The 16,207-nt window shown below is 42.3% G+C and carries 14 protein-coding genes and 2 tRNA genes; 4 read left to right on the plus strand and 12 right to left on the minus strand.

Annotation, left to right across the window (positions count from 1 at the left end; translation table 11 throughout):
- Positions 1-534 precede the first annotated feature (534 nt).
- The 4 genes from RE317_RS10960 to pflA all read left to right on the plus strand — a co-directional run bounded on the left by RE317_RS10960 (position 535) and on the right by pflA (position 4,281).
- Positions 535-621: transfer RNA gene (locus RE317_RS10960), tRNA-Ser, on the plus strand.
- Positions 622-976: 355 nt separating this feature from the next.
- Positions 977-1,049 (plus strand) — tRNA-Glu (locus RE317_RS10965).
- A gap of 206 nt (positions 1,050-1,255) precedes the next feature.
- Positions 1,256-3,484: a formate C-acetyltransferase gene (pflB, locus tag RE317_RS10970; protein ID WP_005847919.1), complete on the plus strand. Its 2,229-nt coding sequence runs from the start codon at positions 1,256-1,258 to the stop codon at positions 3,482-3,484.
- Between the two features lie 68 nt (positions 3,485-3,552).
- Positions 3,553-4,281, plus strand: coding sequence for a pyruvate formate-lyase-activating protein (gene pflA, locus RE317_RS10975; protein WP_008667336.1), 729 nt, complete (start codon positions 3,553-3,555; stop codon positions 4,279-4,281).
- 101 nt (positions 4,282-4,382) lie between these two features.
- On the opposite strand, the gene RE317_RS10980 is transcribed toward pflA, so the two are convergent.
- From RE317_RS10980 to RE317_RS11035, 12 genes are all read right to left on the minus strand, one after another.
- Positions 4,383-4,970 (minus strand): LUD domain-containing protein, encoded by a 588-nt coding sequence (locus RE317_RS10980; protein WP_005847921.1) that lies wholly within the window; start codon positions 4,968-4,970, stop codon positions 4,383-4,385.
- Positions 4,971-4,973: 3 nt separating this feature from the next.
- Positions 4,974-6,341 (minus strand): lactate utilization protein B, encoded by a 1,368-nt coding sequence (locus RE317_RS10985; RefSeq protein WP_005847923.1) that lies wholly within the window; start codon positions 6,339-6,341, stop codon positions 4,974-4,976.
- Positions 6,338-7,078: a (Fe-S)-binding protein gene (locus RE317_RS10990; protein ID WP_005843421.1), complete on the minus strand. Its 741-nt coding sequence runs from the start codon at positions 7,076-7,078 to the stop codon at positions 6,338-6,340. The genes RE317_RS10985 and RE317_RS10990 overlap by 4 nt, the downstream gene beginning before the upstream one ends.
- A gap of 311 nt (positions 7,079-7,389) precedes the next feature.
- Positions 7,390-8,001, minus strand: a complete 612-nt coding sequence (locus tag RE317_RS10995; RefSeq protein WP_005843420.1) for a response regulator transcription factor — start codon at positions 7,999-8,001, stop codon at positions 7,390-7,392.
- Entirely contained in the window at positions 7,998-8,693 is a 696-nt protein-coding gene (locus tag RE317_RS11000) for a hemerythrin domain-containing protein (RefSeq protein ID WP_005843418.1), read from the minus strand. Before RE317_RS11000 ends, RE317_RS10995 begins: the two co-directional genes overlap by 4 nt.
- A gap of 126 nt (positions 8,694-8,819) precedes the next feature.
- Positions 8,820-9,284 (minus strand): TspO/MBR family protein, encoded by a 465-nt coding sequence (locus RE317_RS11005; RefSeq protein WP_008667334.1) that lies wholly within the window; start codon positions 9,282-9,284, stop codon positions 8,820-8,822.
- 284 nt (positions 9,285-9,568) lie between these two features.
- The gene (locus tag RE317_RS11010; RefSeq protein WP_005843414.1) at positions 9,569-10,294 is read right to left on the minus strand and encodes a LytTR family DNA-binding domain-containing protein; all 726 of its coding nucleotides are present in this window, start codon (positions 10,292-10,294) and stop codon (positions 9,569-9,571) included.
- Complete coding sequence (locus tag RE317_RS11015; protein WP_008667332.1) at positions 10,291-11,346, minus strand: sensor histidine kinase; 1,056 nt, start codon at positions 11,344-11,346, stop codon at positions 10,291-10,293. The genes RE317_RS11010 and RE317_RS11015 overlap by 4 nt, the downstream gene beginning before the upstream one ends.
- Before the next feature lie 193 nt (positions 11,347-11,539).
- Positions 11,540-12,760 (minus strand): ABC transporter permease, encoded by a 1,221-nt coding sequence (locus RE317_RS11020; protein ID WP_005843410.1) that lies wholly within the window; start codon positions 12,758-12,760, stop codon positions 11,540-11,542.
- An 18-nt stretch (positions 12,761-12,778) separates the two neighbouring features.
- Positions 12,779-13,522, minus strand: a complete 744-nt coding sequence (locus tag RE317_RS11025) for an ABC transporter ATP-binding protein (protein WP_005843409.1) — start codon at positions 13,520-13,522, stop codon at positions 12,779-12,781.
- 41 nt (positions 13,523-13,563) lie between these two features.
- A complete protein-coding gene (locus RE317_RS11030) occupies positions 13,564-14,787 on the minus strand; it encodes an efflux RND transporter periplasmic adaptor subunit (RefSeq protein WP_008782357.1) in 1,224 nt (407 codons plus the stop codon).
- 24 nt (positions 14,788-14,811) lie between these two features.
- Complete coding sequence (locus RE317_RS11035) at positions 14,812-16,155, minus strand: TolC family protein (RefSeq protein ID WP_008667330.1); 1,344 nt, start codon at positions 16,153-16,155, stop codon at positions 14,812-14,814.
- Positions 16,156-16,207: the final 52 nt, after the last annotated feature.

Below are 16,207 nucleotides of genomic sequence, written 5' to 3' on the forward strand. Positions count from 1 at the left end.
AAGTTCTTCATGTTCAGACTGGCTAGGCTATACGCTTAAAAGAAAGCTTGCCAACCCGGAAAATCCGCTGACCCTATTTTATGGACGGGTGCGATATAATGTTAGATCAACTTTATTCTTATCCCCTGGGATTAAAATGCATTATATGCCATGAGCAAAGGAATTATAGTTGTAGGAGGTGCAGAAGAGGAACATTACAACTTATTAGGCAAAGACAGACTTCATCCTATCATCAACGTATACCCTGAAGAAAATGACATTTATAATAAACTAGATAGTTTATAGCTAACCCAAATTTCTCAATTATCCGCCGACAGCATTGAATATATCAAAAAATACCATTGCCTAATAAGGTGGCTAAAGAATGTTTGGATTTTTGGGAGAAAAATTAATTCCATCCATTAGCACTTCACTATCAGCATCTTATTACTTCCATCAAAAAAATATATCTAAAAAAAGAGCAAAATGTTTGCATAATTCAATTTATCCCCTTATCTTTGCACCGCGTTTGAGAGATAACGCTTCTGAAAAGAAGGAAGTTTGGGTGAGTGGCTGAAACCACCAGTTTGCTAAACTGACGTACGGGTAACCGTACCGGGGGTTCGAATCCCCCAGCTTCCGCAAGCGGGTCATAAAAGTAGTTTATGACCCGCTTTTATTTTTCAATGATTTGAGATCAAGGCTTTCGGAAGCCCTAAAAAGACGGCTCAAAATACTTCATTAAAACTTCAGGGAAGATAACCAGTAGTAACTTATGTAGATTGCGATCAGAATCGCATTGGGTTGTTTTTTTTAATCCAACCGCACTGATAGCTTACTTTCGCGTATTAACATAACATACCCACAGTTTTTTCGGACTGACCATTAAATTCCTATTTTATAGTAACAGCACAAAAAAAATCATTTTTTATTTTGCAGATTAAAAACAAACTTTTAACTTTGCAGCGTCTTAGAAAAAGAGTTAAGAGCAACTGATGGCGGTATCGTCTAGTGGCCTAGGACGCGGCCCTCTCACGGCTGAAACTCGGGTTCGATTCCCGGTTCCGCTACCTTTAGAAGCTAATTGGTTTATTGTCACCAATTAGCTTTATTTTTTTATAAAACTAAAATAAAAAGAGTACTTATCATTTTTTCATTTATTGACTACTTTATACTTAAAAATGCACAAGTATTCGCATTATACCTACTAATAGTGATGCATAGCTCACAAAAAAGGAGTACCTTTGCAGCCCTAAATCATCTTAATAATGACAGTATGGAAATGAACAAAGTTTTTAAGGATGGATTGTGGAGTAAGGAAATTAATGTTTCAGACTTCGTATATACCAACATTACCCCTTATGAGGGCGATGCCTCATTCTTGGCAGGCCCCACAGAGCGAACTAAAAAAGTGTGGAACGAATGCCTCAAGGCACTAGAAGAAGAACGTGCCAATAACGGAGTTCGTTCCCTTGATAATGTAACAGTATCTACTATCACCTCACATAAAGCAGGATACATTGACCGTGAAAACGAACTGATTGTAGGTCTTCAGACGGACGAACTTCTGCGCCGTGCCATCAAACCTTACGGTGGTATCAAGGTCGTAGAAAAAGCCTGCCATGAAAACGGTGTGGAAGTAGATGAAAAAGTAAAGGATATCTTTACTCATTATCGCAAAACCCATAATGATGGCGTATTTGATGCTTATACCGAAGAAATCCGCTCTTTCCGTTCACTCGGTTTCCTGACCGGTCTGCCCGATAACTATGCACGCGGACGCATTATTGGTGACTACCGCCGTTTGGCACTGTATGGTATCGACCGACTGATTGAAGCAAAACAAGAAGATTTGCGCAATATCACCAGTCCGATGACCGATGCCCGTATCCGCCTGCGCGAAGAAGTAGCCGAACAAATTAAAGCACTGAAAGAAATAAAAATATTGGGTGAATATTACGGACTCGATTTGAGCCGTCCCGCTACTAATGCACAAGAAGCGGTTCAGTGGGTTTATATGGCATATCTTGCTGCCGTGAAAGAACAAGATGGAGCAGCTATGTCATTGGGCAACGTTTCTTCATTCCTGGATATCTATATTCAATATGATTTGGATCATGGTAAAATTGACGAGTCATTCGCTCAGGAGCTAGTGGATCAGTTTATCATCAAGTTACGTATGGTCCGCCATCTGCGTATGCAATCATACAATGACATCTTTGCAGGTGACCCCACCTGGGTGACCGAATCTATCGGCGGACGATTCAACGACGGACGCACCAAAGTAACAAAAACTTCTTTCCGCTTCTTACAAACACTATACAATCTGGGTCCGTCACCTGAACCCAATATGACTGTACTGTGGAGTCCGGAGTTGCCGGAAGGTTTCAAAGAATTCTGCGCACAGGTTTCTATCGACACTTCTTCCATACAGTACGAAAACGATACGCTGATGCGCGAAGTGCGTAACTGTGACGATTATGGCATTGCCTGCTGTGTGTCTTATCAGGCTATCGGCAAACAAATCCAATTCTTCGGGGCACGCTGTAATCTGGCTAAGGCTCTGTTACTAGCTATCAATGGCGGACGTTGCGAAAATACAGGAACTGTAATGGTGAAAGATATTCCTGTATTGACAGGAGACTTGCTGAACTTTGAAGAAGTATGGTCTAATTATAAGAAAGTATTAATGCAGATTGCACGTGTGTATAATGATGCGATGAATATCATTCACTATATGCATGACAAATATTATTACGAAAAGGCTCAAATGGCATTCATTGATACCGATCCACGTATCAATCTGGCATATGGCGTAGCCGGTCTGTCCATTGCCATTGACTCATTGTCTGCCATCAAATACGGCAAGGTACGTGCCAAACGTAATGATATAGGTTTGACTGAAGGCTTTGATATTGAAAATACATATCCTTGCTTCGGTAATGATGATGACCGCGTAGACCACTTAGGAGTAGATTTGGTTTATTTCTTCAGTGAAGAATTAAAGAAACATCCGGTATACAAAAACGCCCGTCCTACCCTGTCACTGCTGACTATCACCTCCAATGTAATGTACGGTAAGAAAACAGGTGCCACTCCTGACGGTCGTGCCAAAGGGGTTGCTTTCGCTCCGGGTGCCAACCCGATGCACGGACGTGATAAGAACGGTGCCATCGCCTCATTGAGTTCTGTAGCCAAACTACGCTATCGTGATGCTCAGGACGGCATCAGTAACACATTCTCTATCGTACCAAAATCACTAGGAGTGGATCGGGAAACCCGTATAGAGAATCTGATAACCATGATGGACGGTTATTTCACCAAAGGGGCACACCACCTGAATGTAAATGTGCTGAACCGTGAAATGCTGGAAGATGCAATGGAGCATCCTGAAAAATACCCGCAACTTACTATCCGCGTATCAGGTTATGCCGTAAATTTCATCAAATTGAGCCGTGAACATCAGCTGGAAGTAATCAGCCGTTCTTTCCACGAAAGAATGTAACATCACATATACATTAATCGTAGGGGCGGGTTTTAAACCTGCCCTTACCAGTTTAAAGACAAACCATTATGATCAGAGTACATTCTTACGAGTCAATGGGGACGTTTGACGGTCCCGGCTTACGCTTAGTCGTATTTTTACAAGGATGCAATTTCCGATGTCTCTATTGTGCCAACCCCGACACAATTGACACCAAAGGTGAAAGTACGGAAACGGCAATAGACGAAATTGTGCATATGGCTGTCAGCCAAAAAGCTTTTTTCGGTAAAAAAGGAGGTGTGACTTTCAGCGGCGGCGAACCTACATTGCAAGCAAAAGCACTGATTCCGTTATTCCAGCGGTTAAAAGAACAAAACATCCACATCTGTATAGATACCAACGGCAGTATATGGAATGAGGAAGTAGAGGAACTGCTAAAATGGACAGACCTCGTATTATTAGATATCAAGGAATTTAATAATGTGCGACATCGGCAACTGACAGAACGTAGCAACGAACAAACCATACGTACCGCTGAATGGCTTGAAAAAAACGGAAAACCTTTTTGGTTGCGCTACGTATTAGTTCCAGGCTATAGTTCCTTTGAGGAAGACATACGGGCATTAGGAGAGCACTTCAAGAACTATCACATGATTCAAAGAGTAGAGATACTACCTTATCATACATTAGGCGTACACAAATATGAAGCCATGGGAAAAGAATACAAACTGAACGGAATAAAAGAAAATACCCTAGAACAATTGGAAACAGCCAAAACGTTATTTGGTGAATATTTCAATACCGTATATTTAAATTAGAAAAGACAAACTTACCGTCTATCCGGTACTTAAGTTCCGTTAAGGAGATGAGCCCCATAATTTTCGCCTCATCTCCTTTTTATGTATAAGAAACAATATATTTATATCAGCACTACCATCACATCCCGTGCCCCATGAGCACCCATTACCAAGGCCTGCTCAATATCAGCTGTCTTTGACGGACCGGAAATAAAGGTTCCGAAACCATATTCGCCTGTATCTATCAGTTTATATGCTTCATGCATATTGTTCACAATCTTATTCTTATCTAGAAGAATAACCAACTTTTCGGCAATAAAATAAATGGCACGCTGCTTTACATCCTGCTCTATCCATACCGCACCATTCTCCGCAACCCCAATCTTTCCATCTATGACAGCCAAATCCGTCCCATTCAATTCTGCAGGATCTTCCAAATCATCGGGATTAAATGTTGCACAAGTAATACTCTTCAGATTAGAAGCGATGCGTTTGGCTCCAGGATAAGCTTTTTTAATGAAATCATTCACGTTCTCCTCTTTTTCCAAAAAAATGGCTTCTCCTCCTACTTGCTTCATGACGAAATAAAACTGTTCTACCTTACTGGGATAAGTCAATGCCATATCTTCCAATGGCTTTAAATCCGGTTTCTCATATTTTACATGTGTAGCACGCCGGATGCTCTGCAATATATCTTCTCTGCTGCTCATAATTTACTTCACTTTACCTTTCTTCCACATTTCATTGAAACTCTCCTTAGCAAATTTCGGCATTTCACGTCCTTTCCCCCAGTCATTCAATCCGTTATAGATAAGGAAACGCGGCACTCCATTTACCAATGGCGCCCATTTTAATGCCATATTGAATATCGAAGGGCGGTTCATCATGAATTCCATGCCACCGGACATTACCTTTTTCATCCGGTCTGCCTTACCCAATTTATCCAAATCCTGGCGCCACAAATAGATCTGCTCCGCCAAATCCACTTTAGCCGGACATACAAACGAACAGGAATAACACAAAGAACAAGCCGACACATTGTCATAATAATGTAACGGCGCCTTCAACATCCCCAGGTTAATCCCGATAGGGCCGGGAATAAAATAAGTATAAGAGTACCCCCCACTACGTCTATATACAGGACATGTATTCATACAGGCTCCACAACGAATACAATTCAAAGTCTTGATATGCTTTGGGTCGGCTAATATCTTACTACGTCCGTTATCTACAATAATAATATGAAGTTCCCCACCCTCTCTAGGCTTTCGATAATGAGAAGTATATGTAGTAATGGGTTGTCCTGTAGCCGAACGGGCCAACAAACGGGTGAACACTCCCAATGATTCACGATCCGGCACAATTTTTTCCATACCAAAAGCCGCAATCTGTAATTTAGGCTGGGAAGTACCCATATCCGCATTTCCTTCATTGGTACATACCACAATCTCACCAGTAGAAGCTACAGCAAAGTTAGCACCTGTCATAGCCGCCTCAGCATGAATAAATTTCTGACGGAGATTTTTCCGGGCTGCATGTGTAAGGTAAGTAGGGTCAAAATTTCCTTTCTCCGTACCCATCTCTCTCTCGAAAAGCTCACCTACCTGTTCACGTTTGATATGAATAGCAGGTAATACAATATGGCTCGGCTTCAGATGCATCAATTGCAAGATACGCTCTCCCAAGTCGCTTTCTACCACTTCAATCCCTTTGCTTTCCAAAAAAGGATTAAGTTCACACTCCTCAGCCAACATGGATTTGCTTTTTATAAAATGCTTCACTCCATGCTGGTTCAGAATATTGTAGACAATGTTACAATACTCATCCGCATCCTTTGCCCAATAGACATGAGCTCCGTTAGCACGCGCATTGTTTTCAAACTCCACCAATAATTCGTCCAAATGGCTGTTACTATATAGTTTAGTAGCACATGCCATATTACGCAATTCCTCCCATTCGGGAACTTCTTTACTCAGTCTGTCACGCTTTGCCCTAACCAGCCAAAGTGTTTCGTCATGCCATGCGGCCTGTTTCTTGTTTTTCAGAAACTCCGCAGCTGCTTTTGAATGTTTCGTACTCATAATCCTGCCGCTAAGATTTCAACAATGTGCAATGTCTTGATAGGAAGTTTGTCACGGGCAATGATACCATTCTGATGCATCAGGCACGAACTGTCGGCCCCCACAATATATTCAGCACCGGTAGCAATATGACGCATCACCTTGTCATGCCCCATCTGCACGGAAACCGCATCTTCCTCTACGGCAAACATACCGCCGAAACCGCAACATTCGTCTTTGCGTTCCGGTTCCACAACTTCCACTCCTTCTACCAAAGAGAGCAAATCACGCAATTTGCTGAAATAAGGAATATTAAGTTCGCTGGCAGAAGAAAGTTTCATCAATCTCACTCCATGACAACTGTTTTGCAGACTCACTTTATGTGGAAACTTGGCTTTCAACGAAGAAGGCTTGACGATATCATGAATAAACTCACAGATATCATATATCTTACCTTCGCTGGCACACCGATGTTTGTCTTCTTTCAACAGACGACTGTAGTTATCACGCACAAAAACGACGCAACTGGCCGAAGGGCCCACTATATAATCGTAATTCTTAAACTGTTCGTCAAAATGACGGGCCAAATCTACCGCTTTATTCTCGAAACCTGCATTCGCCATCGGTTGGCCGCAACAAGTCTGATTGAGAGGATAATCCACATCCACTCCCAAACTTTTCAGCAGCTTGTACGAGGCTATCCCCACCTGCGGATATACCGCATTGATATAACAAGGAATAAATAAACCTACTTTCATTGTCATTAGTTAATATGTGTCCTATATTGAATAACAAAGTTAGAGGATATTTGTTAAGAAAACAACGAGATTTCTAACGAATAATGAAGCGGAATAGGTAAAAAAGCATAATATTGTGAGCAAAAGCCTTACTAATAAAAAAGTACTCCCCGCGAATCACTTCGCAGGGAGCACTTTTAACTAATAACTAACTTTGTGGTTTACGTAATTTCTATATGACTAACTTATAGTGCAAAGATAGAGGTTAGGGACCACATCCACAATCACTTCATTTAGGTATTCTATCTTATTCCACTCACCATTTGTAGGTATTATAAGTTCATCTTCACCTCGCTTAGTTCAACCAGTTTATTTACGATAGCGTAAATAGTCAATCCGGCAGGTGAATGTATCTGTAGCTTGCGCGCAATATTCCGACGGTGAGTTATCACCGTATGAATGGAGAGGAACAGTTTTTCCGCCGTTTCCTTATTTGTCATCCCACGTACCACGCAACAAATAATTTCTTTCTCACGCTGGCTCAACGCTTCCTGTTCGCCATCTGTTTCATCCACACCAAGATTCATCAGGTCTACTAACTTTTTATTTAAAACTTCGATGTCATCATATAGCGCTATACTCTCATCGTATCCCTTCAACAGATTGGTATCTGTGACTGAACACAACAAAGAAACGCATTTGACAGATGCCTGTGGATAGTTCGATTTGAACTCGTCCACGTTAAACCATCCTCCGAAAGTAGGATTTATGATTAGAATATCCGGCTGATGTCCCTGCATACAATTTTGCAGTCCTTCAAGAGAAGTTATTTCCACCGGCTGTATTATAAGATCAGGCATGCGCTTCAGCACAGCCACAAGTCCGCTACGCACAATGACTGAAGTTTCGGCCACCGCAACGTGCACAAGTTCTGTCCGTTTCATTTCCCCTCCTTTTCCAGCCTAAGTACAGCAGGCACAAACAAGTAATCCTCTACGCGGCAATGAGATGCCAAATCTTGTTCACAACTGAATATGTCGAATAATACGGCGTTCAACAAATGGTTATTTCCTTTTGCCGGATAATATTTAATAATGATGTTTTTTAACTCAGTCAGTGTCGCATCTATCTGATCATGCCTGCGGGCAAACTGTGAGATACGGAATCCTCCCGTTTCTCGTCCCGTCATCAGATTCTCTACATAAGTAAACACATTCATATCTTCATAATCCATGTGTTTACGCACTTCTCCGGCATACTGATCAAAAAATTTCAGAATGAGAAATGCAACCTCGTTTTCCGTGGAACAATCTATAGCTTCTATCAATTTACGGCGTATGGTAGGCAGACAGAAATCAAGGAAATAATGATGTGCCTGTTTTAAATAATTCATCAATGAAGGCATAGAAATATCCTTCACATCATCCTCCATCCGGTCGCTATCTTCAATCATGAAGTTTACCACCGCAAGGAAAGTACGACAATCCACTCCATTTTCACGGCACACCTCCTGTACTGTCTTGTCTCCAAACCCTAACGAAAGATCAAAACGACTCATTACCTGTAGCAATGTATAGTTATCACAGATAAGATAACTCATTTTGTCCGTCGGAGTATATTTACTTGTTTTATACATAGTTATGTTTTTTGTTTCTCTTTATGGCCGCAAAGTTACGGAAAATCACCAGGGTTATCAATCACTATAAATAGGTATTTTCTCTTGTACCCTATAATTCCCGTTCAACCGGCCAATGCCAGTCTTTTAATTATATATTAATATATAGCCGTTAAGATAAGTGGCAAGAAGCAACCACAAAAGATAAGGAACAAAAAGATATGCCGAAGATTTCCTCACCGGATAACTTTCTATCATATAATAAATAACAAGCACATCCAGCACCAGAATATTTGCAAAACCTAGCAACGGACTCCGAAAATAAAAGAAGAAAATGCTCCATGTAAAATTAAACAGAAGCTGGAATCCGAATAATCTGATAATCATTTGTCGTCTTATTGTCCATATATGCCAAATCAACCCGATAGAAATTCCCATGCACAGATAGATAAAACTCCAAGCAATGGGAAAAGCTATATCAGGGGGTGTACAAGAAGGTTTTTCCAATGCAGGATACCAGTTGAGTATAGACTCCGACTGAAAATAAGAAGCAGTACAGCCTACACTAAAACAGATAAGTATAGCAATCAGTATGGGGATTATTCTTTTCATAAGGAGAATTATTTCTATTTATGCCATAATTAACAAACCAACCTCCGGATTTGTTGCAGAAACAGAACACTTCTCCCCTGCAGGTGTCTAAAAAACGTGCTCCCATTCGTTCGCTTACGATGGGAGCACTTACAACACAAAAACTAAACTAGACTTAACTAAACTATTCTATTAAGAAGTTTCACAACTTCCCTTGTCTATGCTGCAAATATAAAAAGATTATTTCTTTTTTGCAAAAGGATATCGACAAAATATCAACTTTTATCATTCAAATATCACATTTTTCAAACAGAATGACTATTCAAATATATCTGTAACTCCTGTTTATAACTATCGGAAATCGGAATATACTCTTTACCGAAAACAATCCGCCCCCGATCAAGCACCTTAATTTTACTCTTTTGCACTATAAACGAGCGATGTACGCGAATAAAACGACTGGAAGGAAGCTTCTCTTCCATAGCTTTCATACTGATAAGTGACAGGATAGCTTTCGGCTCATCCTCCACATGTATTTTAATATAATCCTTCAACCCTTCTATATACAATATCCGGTCTAAAGCAATTCGGAGCAATTTATAATCACTTTTTACATATATACAATCATCCGCCTCATCGGCATCAACACCATTATCCGCCTTTTGTTTCAATTCATACCATTGCACCGCTTTATTCACCGATTGCAAAAAATCGACATAGCTGATAGGTTTCAACAAATAGTCCAAGGCATTGACTTTATAACTATCCAAGGCATACTGTCCGAATGCAGTAGTAAAAATAATCCTTGTTTCAGGACTGACCATGCGTGAAAACTCCAAACCGTTCAACTCGGGCATTTGAATATCAAGGAACAAGACATGCACCTCCTCGTGAAGAGGAATTTCTGTCATAGCTTGCACCGCACTGGAATACCTCCCTACCAACCGGAGGAAAGACGTTTTTTCCACATAGCTTCTCAGCAATTCCAAAGCCAGCGGCTCATCATCTACAATAGCACAATTCAGTATCATAAACTTTTAGTCTGTATAGTTAATATAGAAGAATATACCTGTCCGTTTTCACTGATCCCTTTTATCCATTCGTAATGTCCCGGATAAATCAGTTCCAACCGCTTGCTTACCTGTTCCAGCCCCACTCCACTTCCACTTTTATCTTGCCCGGACTTCGGATGATTGCTGTTAAGGATCTCACATCTCACCGTACCATCCGTATGCCCAAAGATAGAGATACTGATAAAACTGTCTACCGTGGGGCTGATACCATGCTTGAAGGCATTTTCTATCAGCGATATGAAAATAAGGGGAGCGATTTGCAACGCACCTCCAGAGTCTGCCTCCAAATTCACACTCACTTCTACCTGCTGTGGCAGGCGGATACGCATCAGAGCTACATAATTACGGATAAAGTCCAATTCTTTTTCAAGCGGAACAAAAGTCTGCTGATTGTCATAAAGCACATGCCGCAACAATTTACTCAGCTCTTGTACTGCCTCTTGTGCCTTGTCACTATTAAAAGCAATCAAAGCATAGATATTATTTAATGTATTGAGCAGAAAATGAGGATTCAACTGGTTCTTCAAGTTTTTCAGTTCCGCTTCCGTCTTTTGTCTCTCCGCTTCTATCAACCGCTCTTCCGCCTGACGCCAACGCAGGCTGGTACGAATGGCCGCACCCAATCCGGCAACAAAAATCATCATCCCCATATCCCGCGCATAAAATATCCAACGGGGCGGAATATGACGTGCAAACTCAGGAGGCGGAGGAGTGCTTATACTTTCCAGAAATACATGAAGAAGCACACTCAGACAAAGTATCAGCACGGCATTGCTCAGAATATACTTACGCATTTCGTCCGTGAACATATAGCGGGGAACCAGGCACAAGTAATTGACATAGAAGATAATAAAATAGCACAAAGGAACACAACTATGCCTCAAGAATTGGGCCAGATTGAAGCCGCTTCCAAGGTCCATGAATACAAGCGGAAAGCCAAAAACGAGCAACCAACTGACAATATGGATACTCATTTCCAAAAAACGTCGTTGTGAAAATAACTGTTTCATACAGGCAAAGATAAGAAAGATTAGATTAGAAATAAGATTTCCATGATTCTTATTCCATAAAATAAGACTGGCAGGAATCAGTGAAACAAAATTGATTTACAAAAAACATTATAAACAGATAATCGGGAAAAGACCGGAACCCAACTAGCATTCCCATAAATCAATTCTGCTTCACCCCCACACCTTTTCATCCCTACTCGTAACGCAAAGCGTCTATCGGATCCAAATCTGCAGCTTTCTTCGCCGGATACCATCCGAAAAACACACCGGTGACGGTACATACCAGAAATGAAAGCAACACACTCCAAGGCTGGATAAATACAGGCCAATGTGCTATCGTTTTAATCATAAAACTGGCTCCACAACCGATAATCACTCCTATCAGCCCCCCCGTGATACTGATCAGGATAGCCTCTATCAGAAACTGGCTCAGGATATCTACTCCTCGAGCCCCGACCGACATACGCAAACCTATTTCACGAGTACGCTCTGTTACAGACACATACATGATATTCATGATACCGATACCACCGACCACCAAAGATATACCGGCAATACAAGCCAACAAGGTAGTCATCAAGTCTGTTGTAGTGTTGAGCATACTACTCAGCTCCTGCTGGGTGCGGATGGTAAAGTCATCATCATCCGTTTCTTTCAGCTTATGTTCACGACGCAGAATGGTCGTTATCTCATCTACAGCCTCATCGGTCATATCTTCTGTCAGAGCCGAAGCAAAAATTCCACTTAGGTAAGTCTGTGCCAGCAATCGTTTCATCACTGTACTGTAAGGAGCCAGTACTACATCATCCTGGTCCATGCCCATCGAGTTATACCCTTTTGATTTCAGCACACCAATTACCCGGAAAGGAATTTGATTACAACGAATCACTTTCCCTATCGGATCCGATCCGTCGGGAAAAAGATTATCGACAATGGTTTTACCGATAACACAAACCTTGGCTGCCGTACGGATGTCATTCTCGGTAAACATCTCCCCCTGTTCCACGGTGAGCTGACGTATGGTAAGATAATCCATACTTACACCACTCACCGAAGACGGGTAGTTGTTGGCCCCCGCAACAAGTTGTCCCGAAGAAGAAACGTTGGGACTAATGCCGGAGAGATAAGTACACTCTTCGCTCAACTTTTCATAATTTTCCAGTTTCAGTGTCTGCATGGCCGAAGGGTCTTGGCGGACCCCTCCACGCATCTCTGCTCCCGGATGAATCATAATCATGTTTGACCCCATCTCCGAGATTTGTTGCTGGATGCTCTTTTTCGAGCCCTGACCGATGGCAAGCATAGCAATGACTGATGCCACACCGATGATGATCCCCAACATGGTGAGGAAAGCGCGGAGCTTGTTGTTGGCAAGAGCCCGGAGAGCTATTTTAAATAGATTCGTTCCGTTCATAATGATTCTTTTTTATGGTTAGTCCTCATCATTCTTGGGCAAGGCAGCCAGCGCGGCAGCGGCCGAAAGGATCTGAGGATTGATGGTATCTTCCACTACATGCCCGTCACGCAAGCGGATATTACGGCTGCTATACTGGGCTATTTCGGGATTGTGAGTGACAAAAATAAGTGTACGACCTTCGGCGTGTAACTTTTGGAAAAGTACCAGAATTTCGAAAGAGGTACGGGTATCCAGATTACCGGTCGCTTCATCAGCCAAAATAACGGCAGGATTATTCACCAGAGCACGGGCAATGGCCACACGCTGCATCTGTCCGCCGGACATTTGGTTGGATTTATGTTCCAAACGGTCACCTAGCCCCACGGCTATCAGTGATTCAATGGCACGTTTCCGTCTTTCGGAAGCCGATATGGACGAGTTATACATCAAGGGCAACTCCACATTCTCTACGGCAGTCGTCTTAGGCAACAGATTATAGTTCTGAAATACAAAACCTATTTTACGGTTGCGCAACACAGCCCGCTGAGGTTTGCTCATGGTACGCACGGACACACCATCCAACAGGTATTCACCACTGGTAGGGGTATCAAGACATCCCAAAGTATTCAGCAGAGTGGACTTGCCGGAACCAGAAGTACCCATGATAGTGACAAACTCTCCTTCATAAATGGTAAAAGAGATGCCACGCAGAGCGTGGACGGTTTCATCGCCTACCTGGAAGTTCCGTTTTATATTTTGTAATTCGATTATCTTTTTCATATGATTTATTCTTTCAATGTAAACGGAAGCATTACCTTTTATTACTTGTTCTTTTTCTTATTGCTTCCCGGAGGGCCTGGCATGAACGGACTTCTCTCACCTTCTCCGGCAGACGGCTCTTCCATTCCAGGCATAGCACCTTTCACTACCGTTTCTGTCACTACCGGCGTATTTTCAGTGATGCCACTCACAATCTCTGTCTTGCTGCCATCAGTAATACCTATTTTCACAGGATGGGCGGTAAAGGTATTGTTATCCAGTGTCCACACTTTATGACTGCTCTGGCAATCGTTTATCTTACGACCTCCCACTATGTCTTTGTTGGGAGTAAAGCGCAAAGCCTTGTTGGGAACGGTCAACACATTATCCTTGGTCAATGTATAAATGGTAGCGTTGGCGGTAAGACGCGGTTTCAGTTTCAAATAGGGATTATCAGCTGTTATCACTACCTCATAAGTAACTACAGTGGTACTGGTGGTTGTTGAAGAGCTGCTGCTCGTGCTGTTCGTACTTCCCAAACGAACCTGTCTGACTACTCCTTCGAACACATCGTCGGGATAAGCATCCACGGTAAAGGTTACACGGGCTCCTTCCTCCACCCCGGCAATATCGGCTTCATCCACATCGGCCACCACCTGCATCTTGGTCAAGTCGGCAGCGATGGTGAACAGTGTCGGAGTTTCGAAACCGGATGCTACGGTCTGTCCTTCTTCCACATCACGGCTGGTCACCACTCCATCGATAGGCGAGGTGATGGTTGCGTATGACAGGTTACGCTCAGCCTTTGCCAGAGCCGCCTTGCTTTGCTCCAATGCACTTTGGGCACGTTGGAAATTATAAACCGTTTCTTCATAGTCCATATCGCTGATTAATTGCTTCTCGTGCAGTTTACGGTTGCGGTCATATAATTTCTTTTGGTAATCGTACTCGGCCTCATTGCCGTCATAAGTGGCCTTTGCCGACTGAAGTTCACTTTGCAGTGTCACTTTATCCATCTCGGCTATCAATTCTCCTTTCTTTACCACAGAATTGTAATCCACATAAATCTTGTCAATAATACCAGATACCTGCGTACCCACTTCCACCTCTGTCACCGGCTCTATGGTTCCGGTAGCAGTAATGAAATTGCTGACATTACCTTTCGTTACGGTTTCCGTTGCGAAATCGACCGTACTTTTTCCCTCCGGTCCGCCAAGCATCCAGTAACCGCCTGCCACGACCACTACGGCTACCGCTGTAGTAAGGATCATTTTCTTCTTTTCCATAATATAATATGTATAGCGTTATGATTATAATTTTATATCCTGACCTGCATAGAAGTTCAGTAGAGTCCGATCCAAGATAGCCATATACTTGGCCTGGATACGTTGCTGCTGTGCACTGAGCAGGTTATTTTTCTCGGTAAGCAACTCTACGGTATTCTTCATTCCCAAGTTGAATTGCTCGCTGACCATCTCATAACTGGCCTGGCTACTTTTCAGCTTACTCTCAGCCGCCGCATATTGCTCTTGAGCATTAGTAGCGTCCAACCACAGACTTTCTATATTCTTATAGAGTTCCTTTTGCTTGTTTATCAAATCGAGTAGACTACTATCATATTGCAAACGTGCCTTCTGCACAGCACTTTTGTTCTGGCGATTATCAAAAATCGGAATGTTTATATTCAATCCTATCATATTATTCCAGCCATATTTCATTTGTTTGCTCCAGCTATTATCACTGGCACTGTTTGTCATACTCCCCGTAGATGCACTCAGACTGATGGTAGGGAGATAGCCGGCTTTAGCCACTGATATGTCCAATTTGGAATTCTCTATGCTCAACTTGCTGCTTTGAATTTCCGGACGTGATGCCAAAGCCTGCTGATAAACATCCTCCTGAGCAGGTAACGGTTGCAAAACATGTTCATCGGCGAGTTCGGGAAGAACCAAATCCATTTCTTCCGTACCATCCAGCTCCAACAACTGCTTCAACTGCAATTTATAGTCACGCAAGGAACTTTCGGAGATCACCAACTGATATTTGTCACTGCCTACCTGTGATTCCAATTGTGCCAAATCGGCTTTTGAAATACTTCCTTTATGAAAGAGTTCTTTGCCCCTGTCGTATGTAGCTTGGCTCACCTGTAAGGTGTTCTGGTTAATTTTCACCGACTCGTCGGCATAAAGTATCTGGATGAATATTTGTGCAATCTGCTCTTGCAAAGAGTTTTCTGTTTCGGCTACGGTAAGCCCTGCAATCTGCTGACTCGTCTTCTTTTGTTTGATGGCATTCAACCGTTTGTTACCATTCCACAATGTCCATTGTGCATTCAGACCATAGTTTCCATTATAAGTGGTTTTACTGTCACTACTGATGATTTCCGTTCCGCTTACCGTGTTACTGGTTTCCTGATACGGACGGTTCGTCACATTCTGTCCTGTGCTGAACGACAGACTGGGAAATAGTGCGGCTTTGGCGGTTTTCACGTCTACAGAACTCTCTTCCAGTGAGATTTTGTCCTGCTGCAATTGGATATTTTTCTCCAATGCATAGTCAATACAGTCGTCCAGCGTCCACTTTTTGGCCTCTTGCGCGGAAACCGAAGTGACCGCGACCCAAATCATTACGAAATATACTACTCGTTGTCTCATCCTTTTTACTATTTAATTTGTTTGTACAAAAGTAGAGGACTGTGATTTTTTT

Source organism: Phocaeicola sp. GP0067 (assembly GCF_031119655.1).
Taxonomy (GTDB): Bacteria; Bacteroidota; Bacteroidia; order Bacteroidales; family Bacteroidaceae; genus Phocaeicola; species Phocaeicola vulgatus.

Excerpts from the sequence above, each read along its gene's own strand:
- pflB (WP_005847919.1), top strand. The coding sequence starts at position 1,256 with ATGGAAATGAACAAAGTTTTTAAGGATGGATTGTGGAGTAAGGAAATT.
- pflA (WP_008667336.1), top strand. The coding sequence starts at position 3,553 with ATGATCAGAGTACATTCTTACGAGTCAATGGGGACGTTTGACGGTCCC.
- RE317_RS10980 (WP_005847921.1), bottom strand. The coding sequence starts at position 4,970 with ATGAGCAGCAGAGAAGATATATTGCAGAGCATCCGGCGTGCTACACAT.
- RE317_RS10985 (WP_005847923.1), bottom strand. The coding sequence starts at position 6,341 with ATGAGTACGAAACATTCAAAAGCAGCTGCGGAGTTTCTGAAAAACAAG.
- RE317_RS10990 (WP_005843421.1), bottom strand. The coding sequence starts at position 7,078 with ATGAAAGTAGGTTTATTTATTCCTTGTTATATCAATGCGGTATATCCG.
- RE317_RS10995 (WP_005843420.1), bottom strand. The coding sequence starts at position 8,001 with ATGAAACGGACAGAACTTGTGCACGTTGCGGTGGCCGAAACTTCAGTC.
- RE317_RS11000 (WP_005843418.1), bottom strand. The coding sequence starts at position 8,693 with ATGTATAAAACAAGTAAATATACTCCGACGGACAAAATGAGTTATCTT.
- RE317_RS11005 (WP_008667334.1), bottom strand. The coding sequence starts at position 9,284 with ATGAAAAGAATAATCCCCATACTGATTGCTATACTTATCTGTTTTAGT.
- RE317_RS11010 (WP_005843414.1), bottom strand. The coding sequence starts at position 10,294 with ATGATACTGAATTGTGCTATTGTAGATGATGAGCCGCTGGCTTTGGAA.
- RE317_RS11015 (WP_008667332.1), bottom strand. The coding sequence starts at position 11,346 with ATGAAACAGTTATTTTCACAACGACGTTTTTTGGAAATGAGTATCCAT.
- RE317_RS11020 (WP_005843410.1), bottom strand. The coding sequence starts at position 12,760 with ATGAACGGAACGAATCTATTTAAAATAGCTCTCCGGGCTCTTGCCAAC.
- RE317_RS11025 (WP_005843409.1), bottom strand. The coding sequence starts at position 13,522 with ATGAAAAAGATAATCGAATTACAAAATATAAAACGGAACTTCCAGGTA.
- RE317_RS11030 (WP_008782357.1), bottom strand. The coding sequence starts at position 14,787 with ATGGAAAAGAAGAAAATGATCCTTACTACAGCGGTAGCCGTAGTGGTC.
- RE317_RS11035 (WP_008667330.1), bottom strand. The coding sequence starts at position 16,155 with ATGAGACAACGAGTAGTATATTTCGTAATGATTTGGGTCGCGGTCACT.